We start from the raw sequence: 22,729 nt of genomic DNA, 5'->3' as shown, positions 1-22,729 counted from the left end.
GAGAGGAACGCTGATGGCTAGCTACGGTGGATGGAAACCTTACGTCCCGGTGGCCGAGCGGCGAAAAAAAGCGGAGCAGCTGGTCGCCAGAGCGACCAGGGCTGGCAAGGCCCTGTCACCGATCGCACCGTATCGCGGGGCCATTGCGAAGACTTTCTGGGGCAAAGCGTGGTGCGATAATCTGGAGCATTACAGCGACTACGATAGCCGCCTGCCAAGGGGGCGCACCTACGTGCGCAATGGTTCGGTGATCGATCTGCAGATTACAAAGGGCAAGATCCATGCGCAGGTGATGGGTTCAAGCCTGTATGAGATCGCAATTGATGTCGCCGCCTGTCCAGCAAAGCAGTGGCGCGCGTTGAGCGCCGATTGTGCGTCGTCGATTGACTCCATGGTCGAATTGCTGCTGGGTAAGCTATCGGCTGCGGTGATGGGCCGCATCTGCAAGCCCGGCACCGGGCTTTTCCCCGCACCGAAAGATATCAAATTCGGTTGCAACTGTCTGGATTGGGCGGTGATGTGCAAGCACGTCGCAGCAGTACTCTATGGCATCGGCGCACGGCTCGACCAGCAGCCCGAATTGCTCTTTACGTTACGTGGCGTTGACCCCACCGATCTCGTCAATAACACAAGCGCGAATTTGTCCGGTGCGGGAAAAGCTTCCCCGGCGTCCGGCAAGCTGCTCGACAATGCAGTTCTGGGCGATGTGTTCGGTATCGACATTGACACGGAACCCTTTGCAGATGCCGACACGGTCCGAGGCAACCGCACGCGCAAACCATCTACATCGCAAGCGAGAAACTCTGCTTTGACCACGACGAAGCCGTCCGTGACCGTGAAATCGGCACCGAAAGGCAAGGTCGCGACGCCGACCGCGAAGTCCAGCCCCGCCGCCGTGAAAAAGCCCAAGGGCAACACCGATCCCGGCACGTCGAAGACGAACCGTTCGGTCGCGTCTCAAAAGCCCGCTGCACGTCCGCGTACTACGTCGAAATCCGCGAAACGCCGCGGGTGATCTTTCGTCCCGCGTTTCACCGGCTGCGGACCATGCTGACCTGTCCACCATCGAATCCGCCTGGCGCACGCTGACCTCCACTCCTTGACTCCTTGGAGGTGCAGCGGCAGGTCTCTTTCTCGCGGCATTGCTCGCGTCCATCGTACCGAGTTCGGTGGTCGGCACGATGGCCGCGAAGATGATCATGCAGGGGTTTGTCGGCTTTCACGTCCCGGTGTGGATGCGACGGGTCGTAACGATGGTGCCTGCGTTCGTGGTCGTCGCGCTCGGTCTGGAAGCGACGCATGGGCTCATCTTGAGCCAGCTCGCGAAATGTTGCGTTGCGGGTTCCGATAATTTCGGGTCTGGTTTCACATCGCGTGCCGGGTGATTGACGCGCCGCTCACGGGTCACCAACGCGACAGTGCTTGCCTGCACGGCAGTCGTTTGGTGCGTGGATCTCGTGCTGGCCGCCTTGAGCGTCCCTTGATCAGATCTCTGCGGCTGGTCGATCGACGGCTGAAAAGCAAATGCGACGGCGATCGTCGCTGCCTGTGCCAATGCTCCCCTGTTTGGATCAAAGCTTGATCGATGCTAGTCGTCGCCATCATCGTGATGATGATGCCAGCCGTGATGGCGGCCGTGATCGTGCCACCGGCGTTCATCGCGGTAGCCGTATCCATAGTAGATGGGCGCGGGCGCATAGACGGCGGGTGGCGGCGCCTCGTACACGACGGGCGGCGGTGCCTGATACACGACGGGCGGCGGCGCCTGATACACGACGGGCGGCGGCTCGACATAGACGGGGGCGGGAATACCGAACGTCACACCGACATCGACATGCGCCAGTGCGGCCGTCGATGAACAGGCCGCGATGAGACCGGCTGCGCAAATAAGAGTGAGGCGTTTCAACTTGTTGCTCCCTTCCGGGCGTCCGCGGATGAAATGCCATTCGATGGCGCGTGATGGGAATTCTAGGAATGCAATCGTTCTCATGCTGCATCGGTCACGTTGCGTCTGTAACCGCCAGTAACCGCCCGCCATATCGCGGGCGATTACATGTTGGGTCACGCCCAATGATTCTGTCACGAAGCCGTCAGCGTGTCGCCCGACACATGCACGCGCTGTCCGACCTGCACGGGCGGTTGCGTCGTATAGGTGAAGTTGCGGTAGCTGCCATCTTCCATGCGGACCTGCACCTGGTAGCTCGTCTGCTTGCGTACCGCATGCTCGATGCCGTTACCCGCAAGACCGCCGCCGACGGCACCCGCTACCGTGGCGAGAATGCGGCCGCGGCCACCGCCGACCTGATTGCCGATCAGTCCGCCTGCAACAGCGCCACCGACTGCGCCAAGACCCGTCGTCGGCTCAGAAGTCTGAACAGGATTGATCGCGACGACGTCACCCGCGTACGGATCGGCGGCGATCTGTCGCGTGCCGGACGGTTGCGAAGGCGCCTGCGGGTAGTCGCCGTTCGCGTACTGCGGAGCGGGTGCCATATGCGGCTTGGGCGTGTGATGAACGCGCGGCGGAGCAGCGGGTTCCGGCTGTCGCACAACAGCCTGGACGGCAGGTTGAGTCGCTTGAATAGAGGGAGCGGACTGAACCGCGTTCGGTTGTTGTGCCACGAGCGGCACGCTAGCTGGCTGCGCATTGGCAGCCGCGCGCTGCGCGTCGGGCGCGGGCACTGCGTGCGATATGGGAAGCATGCCCGTCATCGCGGCGACGCCTGTCGCGCAGGCGAGGATCACGGAGACCGCTGCGCCCACGATCAACGGATGAATGCGGCTGCGTTGCGGAATGCTGTTCGTGACGTTCGTGTTCATTGCGGCCTCCACTGGTGTGTGCCAGCAATAACGTTGCGTCGACGATGGCGGTGCACGCACAAGGACGCCTGCTTTGTAAGCATTTGTAGTACGTCAGGGTCCAGTCGAAAGAAACGGCGGAAAAATCCAGCGCCGTCGAAGTCGCGTCCAACCTTGCCGATGTCGCGTTCCGCGTCGCGCGTGCAGCTTCTCCTGCCGGCTCGCCACCATTCCGTCTGTTCAACGGCAACCGCACATAGATTAATCAAGGCGCTTGAGTCTTTCGGGGGGGCCGGCGTCTTGATTACCGGGAAATCAGGCTACTCTGGAGCGTATCCCAGCTCTCGCTGGTGACGGATGGACAACAACAAGACATTCCTATCCGAGTGCGCATACAAGATCAGATGGGATCGCAGCACGTACTCGCGCAGTTCAGGCAGTCCAGCCTCGACAGCCAACCGCAACACGCGCGCCAACCGCACCTGGCCTTCGATCGAAGTGGTGGCGAGTGCGCCGGCGGGACGACCGATTTTGGGATGGAGCGCTACGAGATCGCCAAAACGATAGATCTCGCTCCACAGTTGTTCGATTCTGTCGGGTGCCGACACTGGGTCTTGCTGCAACATGAATTCCTGAATGGTCTCCAGTCGCTCCTCAAGGGTCTCTGCAAAATCAACATGCATCATTTCTTCTTGGACTCAACGCGACGGCGCATCGTGTCGCGCAGTTCCTGCAGCGGCTTGACCCGACCAGCGAGCGCATCTTTGAGGCCCTTCTCGGCATCATCCAGCATGACCAGTCGTCCGTGCTCGGCTTCGAGTGCGTGGTAGTAATCCAGCTTCCGCGCATCAACGAGGGCCACATAAGCAGAGCCGTTCTTCGTCAGAACCTTCTCGGCTCCTGCGACGACGTCCTCGGCGAGTTCCGTCAGCCGTGCGCGGGCCTCGGTAATTGGTACCACATCATGGGTACGGAATGACATTATCGATCCTGTACGGAATTCGTTAAACTTAAGCTACGAGAATTCCTTTGGCAAGTCAAGTACGCGGACCTACGCACAGAAAGAAGCGACGACAGGGCCCGTGGCATGAATCGACCGTGGAGAAGACCACGAGGGACTGTTTGCCGACCTGAATGGCTTAATTTGACATGATACTCAGACAACATTTAGTATGTACTACTTGATATTGCTGATGTAAGGCGTGAATACATGTGAGCCGGCCCAGACGTTTACATCAGGCGAAGCACGATTCTCTGAAGGAGGGAGGGCAGGTCACGTCGCACGTCGACCACGAGATGAACAAAGACGGTATCGTCGCGGACCTGATAGATAATCCTGTTCTTGCCGGAAAGGGCCTGCCGGAAACCGTCCTCGAAGAAGCCCTCAAGCTCGGGAGGCGCGTGACCGCTTGCGGGAAACTGGCGAATGTGATTGATCGTTTCCTGCAGTTGCGCGGATGTCTGACGCCATGTTTCCCAACCGAACGTGCGGACGACGTAGCTTCTCAGTTCATCGATGCCGATCCGTGCGGTGGGGAGGATGCGGTACTTCAGCAAGGGTGCCGCCATTAGCGGAGCTTTTCCTGCTGGTCCAGCTCATTGAGCTCTGCAAAGAACTCGTCGCCATCAGCGTGATCCCCGCGCTCGATCTGCTTCTGGCCGATCGCCAGGATTTTCAGTAGCGCGATCGTCTGCTGTGTCGATTCGTAGGTGCGCACGTCCTGGACGACGAGCTTCGCTTCGCCGTTCTGCGTGATGATGAGCGGCTCTCCCGACTCCGTCAGATCCTTGACGATTTGCGCCGCTTCGCTTTTGAGGTAGCTGATAGGCTTCACATGATCCGCGAGATGCATTTGGCGCTCCGGGGGCGAGGTGGATAGGACTGAATTTAAACCATTAACGGTCTGACGGCAAGCTGCGATGCGTGCTGGCATGGTGCATACTTGACATAATATCAATTATCACCGAAACGAACGATCGTTCATTTTTCCTGGCTAGGCCGAAACCACGTGCCGTGGGATTTCATCGCGCATTGCAGCAAACCGGCAGCAATCAAATCCTTACAGGCATTTCCCTCGCAGTTATCCACAGACTCGTTCACATTTTCTGTGCACAAGTTTCCCTGAAGCGTCATGTGATTGGAACAAATTCCTGGCAAAACAGATAACTGGTGCCGTGCGGCTGGGCTTCCCCAGTATCCACCTCCGCAAAGCGCAATCGGCACTTGCAACCTGTTCGAATCCCCTGTATAAATTATCAGTACTGTATTTATATACAGTACTACCGGGAGGCGACGATGGAGCATCTGGTCAGGGTTTATAACGAAAAGGATCGGCAAACGCTCGAATGGCTGCGCCGACACGTCGGTGACGCAGCGCTTGCGGCCGCCGTCGAACGATGCACCGGATCGGGCAAACCGTACCTTTCCTCGGTCTGCAGGCAGCTGGGCGTCAAAACTCCCGGGTTCCATCCGCCACGTCGGCAGACCCCGAGCGCTGTGGCCGAGCAATCCCTGGCAACGATCCGGCGGATCCTCGCCGCACGCGCGGCGTCGATGGTCGGGAACCCGGTCCTTTCACGCTGGCCATAACGCCGGTTCGATTGCATGTGAGCCGGGGCGATCCGTCGATCGCCTTCAAACACCCAAAGTCAGTTCGTGCTTTCGCGCGGCCGCGAAGGCACCTGCACATCCTCGTCTTTCGAACTGCTGGCCTCGCGTGCTTCCGTCGCGATCTGTTCGTATTCCGCGCAAAAATCCCCCAGCTGGGTCTCATCGAGCTCTTCAAGATCAAGAAGCGCCCTTTGCATGCCGTTGAATGACACGTCAGCTGTCGGGCTTGATCGGCAGGCGGCCTTATCGCGGTTCTGCGAGGTTTTGCAAACACAGGGAACGCTTGAAAAGCGGTGCAGGCACCCACCCGGTCAGAGATTCCCGAAGCAGACGTATTTCGGCTCCAGGTATTCTTCGACCCCCGAATGCGCGCCCTCCCGGCCGATTCCCGACTCCTTGATGCCGCCGAAGGGGGCGGCTTCATTGAAGACGAGACTGTCGTTGACACCCACCACACCACATTCAAGTGCCTCCATGACCTTGAATGCGCGCCGGATGTCCGTTGTGTAAAAGTACGCTGCCAGGCCTGTTCGCGTGTTGTTCGCGAGGGCAATCGCCTCGTCCTCATCCTTGAACTGAAGCACGCTTGCGACCGGTCCCAGCACTTCGTCCCCGCACACGCTCATCTCCGGACGGACGCCAGTCAGTACAGTCGGTAGAAAGAAGTTAGACCCGATAGTCAGACGCGAGCCACCGATGACAACCGTTGCCCCCGCCTGCTCCGCCTCGTCCACCAGGCTTTCGAGTCGCGCAACAGCTGTCTCGCTGATGAGCGGGCCAATCTGTGCGCCCTCGGCCATCCCGTCACTCAGCTTGAGTGTAGAGACCTTCGCCACAAGCCGGCTTACAAAGCGTTCGTACACGTCCGTGTGCACGAAGAAGCGGTTTGCGCACATGGCTGCCTGCCCGGAATGTCGAAAGCGCGCATCAATGGCACCTTTGACCGCCAGATCAATGTCTGCATCATCGAAAACAATGAAGGGGCAGTTGGCGCCCAGTTCGAGCGAGACCTTTTTTACCGTGGCCGAGCATCGCGCCATCTGCCTTTTGCCTTCTTCAATGGAGCCCGTAAAGGAGACCTTCCTGACGCCCGGATGCGAGATCAACGCGCTTCTGACGGTATCGCTGTCTCCTGTCAGCACGGACAGAGCGCCGCGTGGCAACCCGGCGCCCTCACCCAGGGCGCAAAGCGCCAGTGCCGAAAAAGGCGTCTGCGGATCGGGATGATGGACGACAGTACAGCCTGCGGCCAGAGCCGCCCCGATACGCCGTGCCACCATCGACGATGGAAAAGTCCAGGTGGTCATCGCTGCGCAGACCCCGACGGGTTGACGTAGCACGCGGATTCGCTGGTTGCGGCGAGGTGCCGGAATGTTGTCGCCGTAAATCCTTCGCGCCTCCTCGGCAAACCAGTCGAGGTAGTTGGCGGCTTGCGTGATTTCTGCCCGAGCCTCGTGGAGCGGCTTGCCCTGTTCGCTGCACAGGATGATGGCCAGGTCGTCGCGATGGGTCTCCACCAGGTGCGCCCATTCGCGCAGCACCAGGGCGCGCTCGCGGCCACTCCATTCGCGCCAGTCGTTGAAGGCTGTGGTTGCGCAGGCGACCGCCTCGTCGACCTGCCGGGCCGTCACCTGGGGTACCGAGCCAATCACTTCGTGGGTCGACGGATTGGTCACCGGCATCCTCGGCAGGGAAGTAGTGTCGACCCATGCGCCGCCAACATATGCTGATTGTTCGAAAAGAGTTGGGCACTGTAGCTTCACGGGTAGTCTCCCTGCATTCGGCGTTACTTCGTATTGGTGGAGTCAGCTGCCCCGATTATCTCGCTACTGTCTGTTGGCCGGCTCGGATGAATAGACAGTTGCGGCCAGGCAGTTGTATTCAGGTGGTCAAGCGCGCCAGGTCCATCTGCCTCTCAGCGCCCTGGGAGATCGGCCGGACGACAACGCTTGTGCACGATAACAAATTCGGTTGGCGTGTCCATGCTCGCTGCGCAATGCGGCGAGCGGAACTGCGCCTTCGGTTTTTGAACGACGTGCCGTCTGAAGGTTGCTTGATCGTCGGTGTGGAAGCCGCCCCGTCCTCCGCGTTGCGAGCTAGCCGAGTCGCACACAACCCGAGATCAGATCTCCGAGACTCCTGGAAATCCTCACCTTTGCAGCGATCGGGTTCGCTGTTGCGGTTTCACCCGCAACGCTGCGAAGGAGCAGAAACGACTACGCCATCACTCGTCTCCTTAGTACCTTGGTTACCAGGACGTTTAGGAACCTGGAAGCCGGGTATTAAGTTGACGAGACGAGCGCAGGTCAATTGCATTTCATCTGACGATGGTTCCCATATTGAGTTGGGGGGCGTGTGCGCGCCGGCCGCCCTACCCGTCAGCGCGTCAGCAAAGGTGCTGCGGCTCAACGAGATGATCGCATAACGCCGTCGGAGTTGGCGCGACCCCGACCGCAGGACGTCAATCGGATCGTCGGCTTGCGCCGCACGACGAAGATCGACACGTCGCGGCAGCACACAAGGCGTGGAAAGCGGCTGCAGGTCCCGGTTGCGTGACACGCCAGACCCTTGCCCAGTGACAAGGGATCGCGGGGTTGGGCACTTTCGATGCTAGGCTAAGGGCGTAGCTCATCGAGGTGGATCATGGACACTGATCCGTTTATTCGCCGCGCGGTTCAGCAGGCAGCAGACAATCGTCTCGTGCTGAATGCACTGCAAGCAGCGCTGCGGACGCTCGAGCAACATAGCGGCATTACCTGCCACGCAGAGGGCGAGGTGTTTCCGCTCGACTTCGAGCCGGAGATTCGCCTTGTGTCGTCTGCCGTCGAACTGGTGAAGAGCGGCGTCGTTTCCGTTCCGCCGCCACCCGGGCTTGAAAAGACCATCGACCTCGACGAGGACGAGCAACCAGGCGACGAAGCCAGGGTTCTGCACGCATTGCATGTCGCCCGGTACGCGCTCTCGATACACAGCGGTATGGGAGGCGTGTTCGACGGCGAAGAGCGCATTCTCAATTTCGGGCTGCAGACCGATCTGCTGACGGACGCCATGGAGATGATGGGCGTAGACATGTCGAAGCCCCTGCACGCGCCCATACCACGAGGCGACCCACACGAGGACGACGATGATGACGCGTGAACGCTTCGAAGAGCACGTTGCCACGCTGCTGCAGCGGCATCCCCTCGGCATGACCACCGATCTGAGCAATTGCATCGTCGCATACCAGAGCGGGCGCGGCGTCGTCTACACGTTCCTCTGCGAAGACGGAAGCGGCCAGGACGACGGGGAATTCGACCTCAAGGACAAGGTGTGGGAAGAATGGCGCCCGTCATTCGAACGTTGGCTTGATCAGTCGAAGTTCAGCATGCGAACCGAGGTCCTTCAATGGCTCGTGGACGCGGCGCCACACGAAGCAGGTCAGTGACATGGGGCGCCGGGGATCCGGCCAGGCAACGCGGGGTGCGCGCGCCCGCAACCGAGCCCGGAGAGATGCCCCTCCTGATCGAGCCGCAGTCAGCGACGCTTGCCAGGCACCCGCCGTCCCACGGTGACTGGCTGTACGAGATCAAGTTCGACGGCTACCGCATGCTCGCGCGGCTTGAAGACGGTGCCGTGCGGCTCGTCAGCCGGAACGGATTGGACTGGACAAAGAGAATGCCGCGCCTTCGGGACGCGCTCGCGAAACTGCCAGTCGATAACGCATGGCTCGACGGCGAGGCGGTCGTTCTCGATGAGAATGGACGTCCGGACTTCAACGCGCTTCAGAACGCGTTCGACCGTCGCAGCTCAGCAAACGTCACCCTGTTTCTGTTCGATCTGCTCTGGCTCGACGGCATCGAACGCCGCCAGGAACCTCTGCGCACGCGTCGACTGTTGTTGCGCGAGCTGCTCGAAGTCGTCGACTCGCCGCTGATCCGTTTCTCTGAGAATTTCGATGGAGACCCGGAACACATACTGGCCGCGACGCGTGAAATGAAGCTCGAGGGAATCATCGGCAAGCGCGCAGATGCGCCCTACCACTCGGGCCGCTCGCCGAACTGGATCAAACTCAAATGTCACCAGCAGCAGGAGTTCGTCGTCGGTGGCATCGCGCGCGGGAGTTCTGGCGTCGACTCCCTCCTGCTCGGCGTGTTCGAACAAGGCGGCACGCTTCGCTACGTCGGCTCCGTGCCGCCATATTTCAGAAGCCGGCAGGCTGCGGCATTCCTCGCGCACGCCACGCCACACGACATTTCGCCATTCCGTAACACACCAAAGCCCGAGCGCAATCGCGAATACCTGTGGCTCAAGCCCGAGATCGTCGTCGAGGTATCATTTCATGAATGGACGCCCCGCGGCGAACTACGGGAAGCAAGATTTCTCGCGCTGCGTCACGACAAGCTGGCGCGCGAGGTGACTGTCGAGCATGCCATAGACCCCGATCGCTTGTCCTGGGCAAAGGGCCTGTAGAGACCGTCGGCCGTGTCATGGCTGCTGGTAGCGACCTGTAGTAGCGTATCCGCGTTCACGCTATGAGGATCGCGTTCTGTCGCCGAGCTTCGCCCCAGTTGGCCGTCACGGCATCTGACTCGATATCGCCAGTTCGAGAACGGAGCAAATTTGGACATCTTCTACTACTGGAAAGACTTCGTATCGGACGTAAACGAAGGGCGTATTGGCACACTTGGAGCTGATACCGACAAGCTGACTGAGCTTCAAGGGCGGCTGCCGCGCAAGGTGTGGACCTTCATAACGCCCAAGGGCATGAAGGGGAAGATCAGGGTTATCGGTTCTATGTGGATTACCGACGAGCGGCCCGCGAACTTCGTGCCCAAGCGGCGGCATAACCTGTTCTATGACGCTGGTTCGCCCAGGTCGGTTCTGTTCACGGACTCAGGGAGCCCCGAGAAAATCGAGGAAGTCAGTTCCTATTTGAGCAACCGGTTCAATCAGGCCTTCAGATCCAACTTTCACGGCGAAAAAGGCCTTCTCGCGATGGAAGCCGATATCGTCCACGGTCTCGAAAAACTCGTGCGAAACTATGAGACCGTCCAGTTTATGGACGGAATAAAAGAAGCCGTACTGCTGAAGGCAAGCCTTCCAGTCCCGGGCTGCAAGTGAACCGATGCTCCAGGTGTGGTGACGGGTGACCGGGACCGGCATCTGGCGTTTCATCCCGCCGACCGTCGTTGTTTCCTGGCCCATGTTGTTCGCGCAAAATCGGCTTGCGTCACACATGCGAAATACGCCGCACAGGACACAACTTGCAACATCACCGCGCGCGGGAACGGTTACAGTGTTCAGAGCCCTTTGTCGATGCTCCGCATTGACGCGGCATTACGCACACTTGGGGGAATTGATTTGGCAAAGGGAGGAACTGATGGAACCCAACGGGGTCGTCGACAAAGTGCTGCCGGACAGACAGCAAATACCGCGCACGCTCGAGAACGGCGTAGTGGTGAGCGCGTATGCATCGGGCCGCATGCGCAGAATCACATTGCATCCTTGCCGGTGACCGCGTCACGCTGGAGTCGTCGGTCTACGATCTGTCGAAAGGACGGGTTAACTTCCGGCACGTTCCGCGCAAAATGCGACAATTGGGTCAGGCAATATTCCCCGGGATTGAGAATAAGGATGCACAGTAAAAATATTTTACCTGTGGCGATAGCCTTGGCGTGCCTGGCTCTGACAGCGTGTGGGTGGCCGCGTGAAGGTCCGGACGCATCGGACATCGACAGTGCAGTACGTCGGGCGCTGGATGCGGCCAACAAAGGAGGGCTGAATGCGCTCGCTGGCAATCCGTTGCCGACGGATGACAGGGTTGCGTTGGTGAAGCCCGATGGTGACTGTGCTGAACAAGGGAGCACGGGCGGTAGTCGCGCATTCACCTGCAACATCAGCATCGTCCTGCGGCCCGATGAGACTGGTGATGAGGGCACGACCCTTCACGCGGAACTACAGTTCGCAAAGGACAGCGGCGGTCGCTGGCAAACCGCCGATATTGACCGCTCGATTGTTGTGGGCACCGCGAAATCGCTGATCGATCAGGCGAGCCACGCGCTCTCCGGACAGGCAGCGTCGAAGCCACGTAATCCTGAATGAAACGCCGACTCCCGGACCAGCGGCGGCGCGTACGGCTCTTCTGGTACGATCGCATCATGATAGATTCCGCCTGATGCATGGCAATTTCGTCCCAACCCAGTCGCAACCTGTGCAAGGCAGACCGGAAGGCGTGTCACCAAGGCGCGGCTATCGCCGATGCCTCTCCCAAAAGTTCGTGCCCTGTCAATCGCTGCCACCTGGCGCCGTGACCATGTGCAATGATCACGGCGGGGTCGACCAGATGAGGGCCTGCTCTCTCGAGTCGAAGGTCGGCATCACACGAGCCGGGCAGTCTGCCTTGGCCGATGACCATCGAGGCTCGCCGCTTTTTCAAAAGCGCCCGGTGAGCGTCGGCACCGTCTACGACTCCCTTTGGTCAGGGCGGGCCATGGCGGTACCGGTCACTTACAAATAGATGCCTTTGGAGGGCGCCAAATCAGGCTGCTGCGCGGGCGCTGTTGCCGGCGCGAATCGAACTGGCGCGGTGTCTCGTTAATTCGGCTTCGCCGCGCTTTTTCGCCCTGCTTTCCTTGCCGTGGCGCCGACCAGGAAAGCGTCACGGCTTTTTGCCTGACTGATCCACGCTGGCGGTCGTCCGGCTCCCGACCACGTAGCGCCCGAAACGGGATCCTGATATTTGGGTTTGAGTGAACTACTACCTTTGCCTTTTGCACCCTTCAGTGCAGTTGTAGCTTTTGCTTTCTGAACCGAAACAGCTGAAGTGTCCTTACTGATCAGAAATTTGGATCGTTCTTTTGCATCCTTAATCCAGGCGGGAGGACGAGCGTGACCACTCCAGGTCGCGCCCGAGACCGGGTCGCGATACTTCGGCGGCAGTTTCCCGGGTTTCCCGTTAGCAGTGGAATACTTTCCGGCCATCGGGGCCCGTTTAGCTCTACTCCCACTCGCCCCAACAATTTCCTCGACCGTTACGCCCGCAACTTTCATCTGTTTAAGGATTTTCTTGACGGCACCGTCTTGCTTTTTGGCCATCGCATCGGCCTGACTTTTCAACCTGGCAATTCGCCGTTCGATAGCAGCTAAGGTGGCCATGTATTCCCCCTTTTTATACAGCGCTCCATTGCGCCATATCTGAATTATAGAGCCGGATTCGCGCGGGCGATAAGGGAATGATTGGCGAGAGCGGGTGTCGTCTCATCGGTTAGCCTACTCAAGTCTTAAATTATGCTAACCGTCGTGAGGATCAGTGTGGATTTGAGGTGACCAGTGCGTGCCAGGAAAATCTTGGAACCCGGTGCACGTTTTTTCGTGTCTGAATAGAGTCGTGACTTGCGAAGTGTAACGACAATGAACTGCGAAGCCGCTATGTGCACCCATGAAGTACGCTACCGCAGCGGCCTTCGTGAGGGATCCTGAAAACGCTCACCTTCCGTCTCGTACCGGACATCGATCTGCCTTTTCGCCATTGAGGTCTGGCGTCACTCTCCTCCCTGCCGGTGCACAACGGGTTTGCCGCGGAATGGGCTATCGGGTACCATCGGATGCCGTGCGCGCCAGGAGAACAGGCGGCGCAACCCGCGCGCGACAAACCCACGCCAACCTGATGCCCCGAGCGTACCAGGACCAGCCGATGGAGGCCCTGGTGCAAACAGGGGGATCGGAAGATATCGTTGATATATAAAGGTATGCTTATCGGGCAGACAGAATAGTTCCACACAGCGGGAGCAGCGGCATCTTTGAGGCCGTACTTCCGAGGGGAACTGGCCTTTTCGAATGCGATGCATCAACTCAATGCCCTGCCACGAGTCGATCGCAGTTGTTTTCACGATTCCGAGTCGCGCAAATCGAGTGTTCAAAGATGTCCCCCAGTACGCAATACAATAGTTGTACATGGCTGCTTATGTCACCGCTACTGATGCATCAAATGCCGACATCGCCCCGTCTATAATGAAAAGATCCAGCAGACCAACGATTCCATGGAGCCCTACCTTATGAGTCAAGCCCGCGGGCGATATGCGGGATCCCGGGATAGCGGCCAACGTCAACCTCGCCACGAAATAAAAATCCCGCCCAACCGGCAGGGACAACCGCATGTGAAGCCCCCTCCTCGAGACTTCACCCAGACTGCCTCCATTTTCAAAACCCGATCGTTTCAGTTCCTCGTCGATGCGGTGGGCGCAGAGAATATCGCGATAGCACTTGAATCGAACATGACGCGCGTGGCCGAACTGATGAAGGGCGAAAGATTCACACCCGAGACCGCTTTTCACATGGAAACCACGCTTGGGTTGCCGAATGGTTTTTTTGACCATCCCAATCCCGCGCTCGCGCCCGAGACCATCGCGCGTCTCAAGTCGCCGCTCGACTTCGTTCAAGCGGACGACGGACCCGACGTGGAGTTGGAAGCACCTGAGCCGGCTTCTGCCCTGAACGTCAATCAACAACCATTTCTTAGTTTGTCCGAGGAAGCGCAAATGCCAAGGAAAGCAGCTGGCGGGTCGCCCAGAGCCGTCAAGAATCGTCAAAGCGAAATCGCGGGACAGCCCGAACCACATGCGCCGGTAAAAGCTTCGCCGTCGAAACGCAAGACGTCTGCCGAATCGTCCCAGCAGCAAACGCTGGCATTAAGCGACAGCGCCGAGGTAGAAAGCATCCGACGCGCTAATCTCCACGTTCTCACGAGTCGCAAGGGATCGAAAGTAACACTGGGTGTGGTCATGGCGATGAGTGGATCCAACATGAACCATCGGCTATACGGCAAGAAACGAATGGACAGTGCCGAAGCAAACCGGTTCACGGAGCGACTTGGTTTGCCAGTTGGCTGGTTGGATACGCCGCGCTCCGAAGCCGAGATTCCAGAGTCGGTGTCGCGTATGCTTACGCCTGCTTCGCGCGGTCGCGTATCCGAACAACACGAGCCGGTTGCGGCCGCAACAAACGATGGCGTGCCAGGGAAGGTCGATGCGAAGGTGCACGCGGCGCGCGCGCGGGCGACCGCCCTGGGCGATCCGGAAGGCCCCTCGCCTGTTTTGGCGGATGTGGCAGGCGAGAAAGAGGGGATTGTCGTCAGCCCGCAGGATCGTGTAAGTGATTTCTCCGACGACCTTGCCGGTCGCTCACCTGAAAAAAGTGATGGCGAGACCGCGGCAGCCATACCGGCAACCCTTGAGTCGTTCCCTGCCTCCGCCGTACCGCAGCGAAACCCTGTACCGCCTCCCCTTCACTCCGTGACCAGCCTGGACACTCTTCACGGTATTGAACCGATAGCGGAAGCATTGATCAAGACGCTGGCAGGTAAGGCGCGCACGGGTCGACTGGACGAATTGAAAGCGCTGGAACTTTTGCAGCAAGCGGTCCGGTTGTGAGTCGCTGGTAGCGGGCCAAGCCCCCGCGTGTCATGACGTATGAAGCGCATCGAGGTGGCATGGGCCCGGTGCGCGAAAAATCGTTCCATTTCGGATCGACGATCGACGACGGATTCCGTCGCTGAGCCGATGGAGCCGCCGCTGGCCTGAACAACCCTGAGCCGGTTGGGGCCACCGGAAAGCAGACCGTGTACTGTCCGTGGACCTGCTGATTGGCAGGTCTCATCCCGACGTGGTAAAAGTCTTCCGTCGCGGGCGGCCGCTCCGTGCCGTACTGCGTTCGCGAATGCGGTTTTCAGGTTCAAAAATGGCAACTGGTACAGTGAAATGGTTTAACGATGCGAAGGGCTTTGGTTTCACCACTCCGGACGAAGGCGGCGAAGACCTGTTCGCCCACTTCTCGGAAATCAGGACTGAAGGCTTCAAGTCATTGCAGGAAAACCAGAAAGTAAGCTTCGACGTGAAGATGGGAGCGAAGGGCAAGCAGGCCGCAAATATCAAGCCCGTGTAATCGGGACGCACATCATCCTGGCGCGTAGCCCGCCCCGCGCGGGTCACATTTCTTATGTTCGGCGCGTCAGGAATTCGTGAACGAAGTAACAGGCCGTTCACATGCAGTCGCGCAACGAGCGATAAGATCTTCATCGCGATAAATCAAGCGATCAACGCCCGCAGGTCCGGGAGACGGCCGGTTGTTTTTTTATGCGCTGTTGCACCCAGACTCGAGCCGCGATAAATGCCTGGCTCTCTCGCCATGAAAGACAAGACGCTCAAAGCGATGAAGCGCGCCCAAATTTAAATTAACAATCTTCGTGGTGCAACGCACAACACAAGAAAAGGATCGCTGCAATACTGCCCCGAACTTTTCATCAAGGGCGATTGATGAACAGCACACCGTGGCAAAACGGCTTCCTCGCTGGACGTCTGGGCAAACCGCTTGAGGCCTGCCCGTACTGGGGCTTCGAAGTATGGGAGTGGATTTCCGGATACGTTGACGGACGCGCCGTGTCGTCTCCAATAACCGTCGATGATCGCAAGAATGCGGCGCAGATCCCAAAAATCATTACTGGCCGCACTCTTCAATGAGCTCACGTGGTCGCGGTCGCAGACGCGGGTCTTCGAATTCTCCTGCGCGCGGTTGGCAGACACTGCAAAATTCGCTACCGCGTGACGGCCCGTCGCACGAGATACCCGATTTGTTCGAGCAGGAGGGAGACGTCCTGCTCACACGAACACCAACAACAAGTGGGCTGCGGAAATCAGGCCGAGACTGATGTCGAGGCGAAATCGCTGTCCGGGGCAACTGCTTCCGGACCCGGAAGTGCCTTTTTCACAGGCGCCTTCTTCGTCACGAGTTTCTTCGCCACGGTTTTTGTGACTGCAACCTTCTTTGCCGGTGCAGGTTTGGTCGCTGCCTCGACCTTCTTTTCAACGCCCTTCTTTGCTGCGGCCTTCTTTCCTGCAACTTTCCTGGTCGCGGCTTTCTTCACCGCTCTCCTGCGCTCCTCCAAGCACAAGCAGTTGCATCAAAAAACGGTAATAGGGGTAATCGTACTTCTCGTGCTGAAAATGGCGCTTGCATGACGCCGACCGGCTCGTAGCAAGGCTTTGCGAGCATACGCGTCTCGCGCGACTCGAATGACCTGCAAGTCATCGAATAGCCACCACATCTCCGCTCCTACCGCCAGAATTTGCACGAGAAGTACGATCACCCCGACCAGCAAGGGCGAGGCATCGGACGCGAGTTGGCTACTGTACACGCCGGGCCGACGGACAACCGTGCTGCACGCGACGCCAGCTGGGCCAGCGCTCTACGAAAAACTCGGCTTCACGACGATCGGCACGATCATCCAGCATCAGGGCGCCGGCTTTCGCGTGCCGCCCTCGCTTTGCCGCGAGGCGAGCAACTGCGCCCGATTCAGGCAGGCGCACGCGACACCAAAAAGATGGCGTCTGCTAGCACGGCGTCACAAAGCCCCGGGCTCTGGAGACACCGAGGGCTTCATGATGCTGCATTCCTGCACAGCCGTCCGTTTCGGACTGGTTTAGCGGCCGGACTTGAACTCGGTCCACAGCCGCGTCTGCAGACGCTGGATTTCAGGCGGCAGCGGCTTCAGCAGGAACAGCGTCTTGACGACGTCCGCCGGCGGATACACGGCGGGATCGTTCGCGACATCCTTGTCCACGTACTTGCGCGCTTCGAGGTTCGCGCTCGGATAGTAGACGGCGTTCGTGATGGCTGCGTGGACCTGCGGCGTCTCGATGTAGTTGATCCACTCGAGCGCGGCCTCCTTGTTCTTCGCGTCCTTCGGAATCGCCATCACGTCGAACCACACGGGCGCGCCGCCCTTCGGAATGTAGTAGTCGATCTTGTACGGCTTCTTCGCTTCGAGCGCGCGATGCTTGGCGATCACGACGTCGCCCGACCAGCCGTACGCGAAGCAGACGTCGCCGCCGACCATGTCGTTGATGTAGCCCGACGAGTTGAACTGCGTGATGTACGGACGGATCTTCTTCAGCATCGCGAGCGCGGCGCGATAGTCCTCGGGGTTCGTGCTCATCGGGTCCTTGCCGATGTAGTGCAGCGCGGCCGCGAACATCTGGTCGGGCGCGTCGAGCACCGACACGCCACACGCCTTGAGCTTCGAAATGTTTTCCGGCTTGAAGAGGATGTCCCAGCTGTCGAGCGCGACGCCCTTGCCGAGAATCTGCTGTGCCTTCGTCACGTTATAGCCGAGGCCCGTCGTACCGTACGCCCAGGGCACCGCGTACTTGTTGCCCGGATCGGCGCCCGCAACGAGCGCCATCAGCGACGGGTCGAGGTACTTGAGGTTCGGGAGCTTCGACTTGTCGAGCGGCGCGAAGATGCCCGCTGCGATCTGCTTGCCCGCATAGTTGCTGGTCGGCACGACGATGTCATAGCCGGAGTTGCCCGTCAGCAGCTTGGCTTGCAGCGTGTCATCGCTGTCGTAGTTGTCGTACTTGACCTGGACGCCCGTCTGTTTCGTGAAGTTCGGAATCGTGTCCTTGGCGATGTAGTCCGACCAGTTGTACACATTCAGTTGCGTATCTTTTGCCGCCGCCGGCACGAAAGGCGTAGCGCACAACACCAGCGCAGCCAGTTGGCCCACCACCAGTTTTTTCATTCCGTTCTCCGCTCTGACCGGCGTGAAAGCCGGTCGCTACCCCGCTTCAGGCCGCTTGGAGTTGCCGGCGGCTACCCTGGAAAAACCGAAAACTACCATTAAAGCGCGATTCAAAAAAACCGCCAGTTGTAGCGCAAAGGGTATGCGCGCGGCGTGACAATCGAAAGTTTGATGTGCGCCGCGATGCCAGGTTTCGACCAGGGGTATTCGTCCTTTTCCAACGCCTGCCCGCACGCGCCGTCGTGTGCTTCCGTGTCCCCAGACATAGGCAGGCGTCGAATAAACCTCAAGACGACCCGCCCGTCAGTTCACGCCTCTTTGATCTACCCTTTCACTTGCTGGCGGAACTTGTCCCGCCAGGGCCGAAAAGCGTCAAGCGCGCCCACAACCCTGCGTCGCGGAAATTTCACTATCGTAAGCTGAACGGTGCGCGCATTCGATGCGCGACGCAAGACGTGAAGAGCCAAGGCACTCGCGCTCGCATAAGGCAGCGTTTGCGGGATTCTGAGAGGCACAAGCGCCAGCTTGTCCACTCTGACGGCCCCGCCCACGGGCCGCCGCGAATGCCTTGGCGGCAAGGTGCTCGCGTTCGCATCAGGCAGGCAGCGTTGTTTGAGAGAGACCAATGCGGCCACCGACTGCCGCGAACACCTTGACGAGGTCGACACGATTACCTGTTCAGGGCTGATCGCTCAAAGCATAAGACCCTGCCGCAGCAGGGTTCTATACTTCGCGCCGAGTCCGTCTCTTATTGCGCCGCCTTCTTGTGCGTCACGTGGTGACTCACCTTGTGCATGTGCTTCGTCGTCTTGTGTGCAGGCGCCGGCGTCGTGGCGGCCGTGGCCGGAGCCGTAGCGGTGGCTGCTGGTGCGGTCGCGGCAGGTGCGGAAGCCTGGGCGAACGCGACAGTAGCAAACAGCGATGTCATCAAGGCGGCAGCAAGCTTCTTCATTGGAGTCTCCAGTGGGGGCGAAGGCGACGAATCATTGCGTCGTCTACCGTCAAAACGCACCGGGCCCGGATTCGTTGACGTCAGGGAACCGGATTGTTTTGGGAACCAGTCACACGCCTTTCATAAAACGACGCGACCGGGAGCGCCGGGCGGCGTCTTCCTTGATGCCGGGTCTCTCGCGCTGCCCAGGCCGGGCAACAACCGTGGAGACGTTATCCGTTCTCCGCATTGCCGAGCGCTTCGATGGCATCGACGAGATCCGTCAGGTCTTCGATTTCATCGAGCGCACAGAGGGCCGTGTCGACGTTGTCGATGGACGCTTCCACATTTTGCCCGGGCTCGCCGGATTGCCTGCTCGCGGACATGTTGTCGAAAGCTTCCTGTTCGTCGTCGCGTACGGCTTCCAGTTCGCTCCGGATACTTCGGCTTCCGCCTTCAGTTCTTCGACCTTGACTTTCAGCGCTTCGAGGCGTTGCCTCTGCGCATGGATGGTCTTTCGCCGCCTGTCGTTCATGTCAGGTCACCACACGCGAGAGATCATCCTCCCACACTCGCGCCTCGCGCACCGTTGTGCCTTCGTCAGAAGACTCGGAAACATCGGTCGGGACAGTCCTGGGTTATCGGAATCCCAGGTTTTTGTATTGGTCTTCCCTTCCTGTTTATAGACCATCGCTCAGGCAAAACTGCGGAGAATGTCAAAGTCGGCAATCCCTGCACCGCGCGCTGGCGAGTGGCCGGAAGGCCCGGAATGACGATGGAGTCCCAATCGTTCATCGTGGTTCACTCGACGCACGCGAATTCACGCTCACGTTCGTGACCATTCATCAGCATCAGTTTTGACGCCAACAACTGTCACGGCCGCCATAACCGCGCCGTCCGATGCGATGGCTCTGAACGTTGCGGAACGGAGACTTCCTTGTGAGCGAGTCGGAAGAGCGCGGCGCGCTCGCGCTCGAATCGAGCCAAGGCCGCCGATCGCGAGAATGCAGCATCCGCGGGTAATCGAATTCCAAGACATTCCTCAATTCGCGACACGTATTCCTCAGCATCACGTCGGGATAGCCAAGGCTCATTCGCGGCGCTAAAGAAGCAGTCAGGGGTGCCATCCAACGCTCCGTAGGCCGGCCGTATCAGGCTGGAGACACTCAGGGTAGCGAACGCTGACGCGTCGAAATCGACCGGTCCGAACGCGTCATCCGCACCGATCGGTTCGTGATAGCTGTTGAGCAACAAGACCAATCCGTCTGCCCTCCGATACACGCGATGCGGCAGCATTTTTCTCAGAGTCAGCACGGCCGCCTTCGAGCGATGTTTCAGACACAACATCAACCCCCATGTCACCAGATTCCTGACGTACCGCTCTCCGTTCGCCAGGTCGGAGATGGCAGATCCCCCATTACGTAGCCGGGCGGGCGGTGATTCGGTGGAAAGCGCGCGATTGTCATGCGCAACATGGTCTGGGACGACGGTCGACTGGCTTTTCGCGTGACTGACCGCGGCAGCAATCTCGGCGCCCAGCAACAACACCACTGCGGAGAAGTAAAGCCACATCATCAGAGCCGCGAGCGAGCCCGCAGCGCCGAATGCGTTGGCGGTCCCCGCGTGGGTGAGATAGAGGGCGAACAGCTTGCGCCCACCGGAAAACAGCAACGCGGACACGATCGCGCCTTGCCATACGGTTCGCCAACGCACGTGGGCGTCAGGCAACATCTTGATCAAAGTAGCGAAGGCCGCGCTCAACGCGATCATGCCGAATACGAACTGTGCGATCTCGCCGACGGCAATCAGCGGCGAATTGGCGAACAGCTTTGCGCCGACAAAACTGATGACCGTATCCAGTACGAGCGAGACGACAAGCAGGAAAGCGACCCCCATGACGAGACCGAACGAAATCAGTCGCATCTTGAGCAGCAAGGCAATGTTGCTTGCGGCGCCGTGCCGGGTCGGGACTGGAAACACCACGTTTAGCGCTGTGTTCAGCGAGGCAAAGGTCGCCGACGCGCCCACTACCAGCAGTGCAGCCGAAAGCACTGCGGCAGGGCCCGCCATGCTCGGATGGCGGGCGTGCTCGACGATGGTCTGGACCGCCGCCGCCGCGTCATTGCCCAACAGCCCGTTAACCTCCCCGAACAGCTGTCCGCGCGCCGCGTCGGCGCCGAAAAACCACCCGGCGATCGCGAGCACGATCAGCAACGTCGGCGCCAGCGAAAAGGCACTGTAGAACGCGATGCTAGCGGCCATCATGGTGCACCGCTGCGTGCTGAACCGTTGACCCACACTCACTACCAACGATAGCAACGAGCGTATTGCACCAAACGAAGGAAGTTGTCGACTCATGATGGTCACCTTGTTCTGCGCAGACAGGATCGCAGACTGACGACATAAAGTGCCTTAACTCCTAGCTGACCTCCCTCGAATCTGGTTCCCCCGACCCCGTCTCCTTTCGCTCCAGCCTCATATAGGCGTCTGCCGCGACGACGCCAAATACAATATGGGCGAGAGCATTCGCCCAGTTTCGGGCGTCCGCGAACCAGGGAAAGAACCGCGTCATGCCATAGAAATTCACCAGATAGATGACAATTCCAAAAACCACGCCCACGAGCGACGCCATCGTCAGGCTTGAGTCAAGGCTGAATGATGCAATGATCAGACCCAGGATCACGGCAAACAGGATGGCGAGACCAAAATGCACGGCCAATGCCGCGATGACGATGCCGACAGGAAACGCCGCCTGAGATTGCAATGCACCGCGGCCCAGTATGATTGCTGCGATCATGTGCGGCGGAACCCTCGGATCCTGCCCTGTCACCACCGCCATCAGAAACGCACCCGACACCAGAAATGCCGCGCCAGCGATCAGGCCTGCCCAGACGGCTGCCCGCCAGTCAGGCATGCAGTGCGTGAAATGATGGGAATGTAGATGAAGCTCCATAACGGTCTCCCGACACTCAATTAACGCTCATGCGGCGATGAACTGTGCATTTTCGCCGCAGGTATGACCATCCGTGTGCACTACCGATGGTTGCGTGACCCAAGTGCCGCATCGTTCATGCCATTGGTGCGCCATGACGTGCGCCCTATCCGCCAGGACATGCCAGCGCGGATTGCACAGCCCTGGTGCGGGATACCGCGTGACCTTGTACTAGCCAAATTTACCGGTCGAAAACGCGCAGACTCCCACATGCGACCGTTCTTGGGCCGCTGCTCGGATTACCTCATGGCAGTCGTGTGGCACTGCCGTCTCGCGCGTCCGGTAGGTTCCTCGGAAACATCGGACTTTTCGCGGGCCCCTTATTGCAATGCATCACACGGCTGCGAGCAACGTCTCTTGCGCCATGCCGCTTTGTGGTACGCGATCATCGCTGGAACTGGCCCGTTCCAGCTGAATGCGAACAACCGGCCACCGACGCGGCCATACTGTGTTCTGGCGGATGCCCAGACCGTCCACGGCTACCATGGTGTCGACCTTAGAATCCCTTGCTCCCACGATCCATGTGCTCGCCGCCTTCAAATCGGCACGGGGCGATCGCACCTGCTTCAACGCGAACGCGACGGATTGCGGCGAGCGCGGATATTCAATACGTAGACCGAATTATCTGGTTGGCAGTTTGGTTTGGCCAACTCTCGAATCCCGGTTGCCGCCGATCGATAAGGCTTCCCCTTTGGCATAGGTACGACCGCTGCTAGCCGACTGTACGCACTCGCCGACTGCGCCATATGTACAATGCCGATCCGAGAATTCCCGCCAAAAGGCGACGGTGTAATAGGAGACCGAGCCCGCTCGAGAGCCTCGCGCGTCATTCCGGCGCTGCGC

At 59.4% G+C, this 22,729-nt stretch carries 25 protein-coding genes and 2 pseudogenes; 12 read left to right on the top strand and 15 right to left on the bottom strand.

Going from position 1 to position 22,729, the window contains the following annotated elements; translation table 11 throughout:
- Positions 1 to 13 precede the first annotated feature (13 nt).
- Together AB4Y32_RS29415 and AB4Y32_RS29410 are read left to right on the top strand one after the other, a co-directional pair.
- On the top strand, positions 14 to 1,015 hold the full coding sequence (locus AB4Y32_RS29415; protein WP_368724687.1) for a hypothetical protein: 1,002 nt from the start codon (positions 14 to 16) through the stop codon (positions 1,013 to 1,015).
- Between the two features lie 127 nt (positions 1,016 to 1,142).
- Positions 1,143 to 1,385, top strand: coding sequence for a divalent metal cation transporter (locus AB4Y32_RS29410; protein ID WP_439899857.1), 243 nt, complete (start codon positions 1,143 to 1,145; stop codon positions 1,383 to 1,385).
- Between the two features lie 203 nt (positions 1,386 to 1,588).
- On the opposite strand, the gene AB4Y32_RS29405 is transcribed toward AB4Y32_RS29410, so the two are convergent.
- From AB4Y32_RS29405 to AB4Y32_RS29380, 6 genes are all read right to left on the bottom strand, one after another.
- Entirely contained in the window at positions 1,589 to 1,906 is a 318-nt protein-coding gene (locus AB4Y32_RS29405; RefSeq protein ID WP_368724686.1) for a hypothetical protein, read from the bottom strand.
- 173 nt (positions 1,907 to 2,079) lie between these two features.
- On the bottom strand, positions 2,080 to 2,820 hold the full coding sequence (locus AB4Y32_RS29400; protein WP_368724685.1) for a glycine zipper 2TM domain-containing protein: 741 nt from the start codon (positions 2,818 to 2,820) through the stop codon (positions 2,080 to 2,082).
- A gap of 299 nt (positions 2,821 to 3,119) precedes the next feature.
- A complete protein-coding gene (locus AB4Y32_RS29395) occupies positions 3,120 to 3,485 on the bottom strand; it encodes a type II toxin-antitoxin system RelE/ParE family toxin (protein ID WP_368724684.1) in 366 nt (121 codons plus the stop codon).
- Positions 3,482 to 3,781, bottom strand: a complete 300-nt coding sequence (locus AB4Y32_RS29390) for a type II toxin-antitoxin system prevent-host-death family antitoxin (RefSeq protein ID WP_368724683.1) — start codon at positions 3,779 to 3,781, stop codon at positions 3,482 to 3,484. The genes AB4Y32_RS29395 and AB4Y32_RS29390 overlap by 4 nt, the downstream gene beginning before the upstream one ends.
- Before the next feature lie 248 nt (positions 3,782 to 4,029).
- Complete coding sequence (locus tag AB4Y32_RS29385) at positions 4,030 to 4,368, bottom strand: type II toxin-antitoxin system RelE/ParE family toxin (protein ID WP_028368729.1); 339 nt, start codon at positions 4,366 to 4,368, stop codon at positions 4,030 to 4,032.
- Complete coding sequence (locus AB4Y32_RS29380; RefSeq protein ID WP_028368730.1) at positions 4,368 to 4,652, bottom strand: type II toxin-antitoxin system Phd/YefM family antitoxin; 285 nt, start codon at positions 4,650 to 4,652, stop codon at positions 4,368 to 4,370. Before AB4Y32_RS29380 ends, AB4Y32_RS29385 begins: the two co-directional genes overlap by 1 nt.
- A 443-nt stretch (positions 4,653 to 5,095) precedes the next feature.
- Here AB4Y32_RS29380 and AB4Y32_RS29375 point away from each other — a divergent pair, with 443 nt between their 5' ends.
- Positions 5,096 to 5,389, top strand: coding sequence for a hypothetical protein (locus tag AB4Y32_RS29375; RefSeq protein ID WP_368724682.1), 294 nt, complete (start codon positions 5,096 to 5,098; stop codon positions 5,387 to 5,389).
- 59 nt (positions 5,390 to 5,448) lie between these two features.
- Here the strand turns inward: AB4Y32_RS29375 and AB4Y32_RS29370 are convergent, their stop codons facing one another.
- The gene (locus AB4Y32_RS29370) at positions 5,449 to 5,622 is read right to left on the bottom strand and encodes a hypothetical protein (RefSeq protein ID WP_368724681.1); all 174 of its coding nucleotides are present in this window, start codon (positions 5,620 to 5,622) and stop codon (positions 5,449 to 5,451) included.
- A gap of 99 nt (positions 5,623 to 5,721) precedes the next feature.
- Positions 5,722 to 7,173 carry an NAD-dependent succinate-semialdehyde dehydrogenase gene (locus AB4Y32_RS29365; RefSeq protein WP_368724680.1) on the bottom strand — a complete coding sequence of 484 codons (1,452 nt, stop codon included), beginning with the start codon at positions 7,171 to 7,173 and terminating at the stop codon, positions 5,722 to 5,724.
- An 880-nt stretch (positions 7,174 to 8,053) separates the two neighbouring features.
- Between AB4Y32_RS29365 and AB4Y32_RS29360 the strand changes: the two genes are divergently transcribed.
- The 6 genes and pseudogenes from AB4Y32_RS29360 (at position 8,054) to AB4Y32_RS29335 (ending at position 11,491) form a co-directional block, all read left to right on the top strand.
- Entirely contained in the window at positions 8,054 to 8,548 is a 495-nt protein-coding gene (locus tag AB4Y32_RS29360; RefSeq protein WP_368724679.1) for a hypothetical protein, read from the top strand.
- Positions 8,535 to 8,834, top strand: a complete 300-nt coding sequence (locus tag AB4Y32_RS29355; protein WP_368724678.1) for a hypothetical protein — start codon at positions 8,535 to 8,537, stop codon at positions 8,832 to 8,834. Before AB4Y32_RS29360 ends, AB4Y32_RS29355 begins: the two co-directional genes overlap by 14 nt.
- Entirely contained in the window at positions 8,831 to 9,859 is a 1,029-nt protein-coding gene (gene ligD, locus AB4Y32_RS29350; protein ID WP_368724677.1) for a non-homologous end-joining DNA ligase, read from the top strand. Before AB4Y32_RS29355 ends, ligD begins: the two co-directional genes overlap by 4 nt.
- Before the next feature lie 150 nt (positions 9,860 to 10,009).
- The gene (locus tag AB4Y32_RS29345; protein ID WP_368724676.1) at positions 10,010 to 10,510 is read left to right on the top strand and encodes a hypothetical protein; all 501 of its coding nucleotides are present in this window, start codon (positions 10,010 to 10,012) and stop codon (positions 10,508 to 10,510) included.
- A gap of 259 nt (positions 10,511 to 10,769) precedes the next feature.
- Positions 10,770 to 11,034, top strand: a pseudogene (locus tag AB4Y32_RS29340) (translation initiation factor IF-1).
- Positions 11,024 to 11,491 (top strand): hypothetical protein, encoded by a 468-nt coding sequence (locus AB4Y32_RS29335; protein ID WP_368724675.1) that lies wholly within the window; start codon positions 11,024 to 11,026, stop codon positions 11,489 to 11,491. Before AB4Y32_RS29340 ends, AB4Y32_RS29335 begins: the two are co-directional and overlap by 11 nt.
- Positions 11,492 to 11,983: 492 nt before the next feature.
- Here AB4Y32_RS29335 and AB4Y32_RS29330 read toward each other — a convergent pair whose 3' ends face one another.
- Positions 11,984 to 12,544 carry an H-NS family nucleoid-associated regulatory protein gene (locus AB4Y32_RS29330; protein ID WP_368724674.1) on the bottom strand — a complete coding sequence of 187 codons (561 nt, stop codon included), beginning with the start codon at positions 12,542 to 12,544 and terminating at the stop codon, positions 11,984 to 11,986.
- Positions 12,545 to 13,443: 899 nt separating this feature from the next.
- On the opposite strand from AB4Y32_RS29330, the gene AB4Y32_RS29325 reads away from it, so the two are divergent.
- From AB4Y32_RS29325 to AB4Y32_RS29315, 3 genes are all read left to right on the top strand, one after another.
- Positions 13,444 to 14,817, top strand: a complete 1,374-nt coding sequence (locus AB4Y32_RS29325) for a hypothetical protein (RefSeq protein ID WP_368724673.1) — start codon at positions 13,444 to 13,446, stop codon at positions 14,815 to 14,817.
- A 307-nt stretch (positions 14,818 to 15,124) separates the two neighbouring features.
- Positions 15,125 to 15,328, top strand: a complete 204-nt coding sequence (locus tag AB4Y32_RS29320) for a cold-shock protein (protein ID WP_368724736.1) — start codon at positions 15,125 to 15,127, stop codon at positions 15,326 to 15,328.
- Between the two features lie 371 nt (positions 15,329 to 15,699).
- Positions 15,700 to 15,903 (top strand): hypothetical protein, encoded by a 204-nt coding sequence (locus tag AB4Y32_RS29315; protein WP_368724672.1) that lies wholly within the window; start codon positions 15,700 to 15,702, stop codon positions 15,901 to 15,903.
- Between the two features lie 173 nt (positions 15,904 to 16,076).
- On the opposite strand, the gene AB4Y32_RS29310 is transcribed toward AB4Y32_RS29315, so the two are convergent.
- From AB4Y32_RS29310 to AB4Y32_RS29285, 6 genes and pseudogenes are all read right to left on the bottom strand, one after another.
- Positions 16,077 to 16,307, bottom strand: coding sequence for a hypothetical protein (locus tag AB4Y32_RS29310; protein ID WP_368724671.1), 231 nt, complete (start codon positions 16,305 to 16,307; stop codon positions 16,077 to 16,079).
- A gap of 555 nt (positions 16,308 to 16,862) precedes the next feature.
- Positions 16,863 to 17,963, bottom strand: coding sequence for a polyamine ABC transporter substrate-binding protein (locus AB4Y32_RS29305; protein ID WP_368724670.1), 1,101 nt, complete (start codon positions 17,961 to 17,963; stop codon positions 16,863 to 16,865).
- 748 nt (positions 17,964 to 18,711) lie between these two features.
- Positions 18,712 to 18,915: a hypothetical protein gene (locus AB4Y32_RS29300; protein ID WP_368724669.1), complete on the bottom strand. Its 204-nt coding sequence runs from the start codon at positions 18,913 to 18,915 to the stop codon at positions 18,712 to 18,714.
- Between the two features lie 212 nt (positions 18,916 to 19,127).
- Positions 19,128 to 19,280 carry a hypothetical protein gene (locus AB4Y32_RS29295; RefSeq protein ID WP_368724668.1) on the bottom strand — a complete coding sequence of 51 codons (153 nt, stop codon included), beginning with the start codon at positions 19,278 to 19,280 and terminating at the stop codon, positions 19,128 to 19,130.
- 1,093 nt (positions 19,281 to 20,373) lie between these two features.
- Positions 20,374 to 21,252 (bottom strand): annotated as a pseudogene (locus tag AB4Y32_RS40735) (YihY/virulence factor BrkB family protein); the annotation flags it as partial.
- A 61-nt stretch (positions 21,253 to 21,313) separates the two neighbouring features.
- Positions 21,314 to 21,847, bottom strand: coding sequence for a hypothetical protein (locus AB4Y32_RS29285; protein WP_368724666.1), 534 nt, complete (start codon positions 21,845 to 21,847; stop codon positions 21,314 to 21,316).
- Between the last annotated feature and the right edge of the window lie 882 nt (positions 21,848 to 22,729).

This window comes from Paraburkholderia phymatum (genome assembly GCF_040965635.1).
GTDB lineage: Bacteria > Pseudomonadota > Gammaproteobacteria > Burkholderiales > Burkholderiaceae > Paraburkholderia > Paraburkholderia phymatum_B.
The sequence above is the reverse complement of the archived record's forward strand: the minus strand, read 5'-3'. Positions and strand labels throughout refer to the sequence as shown.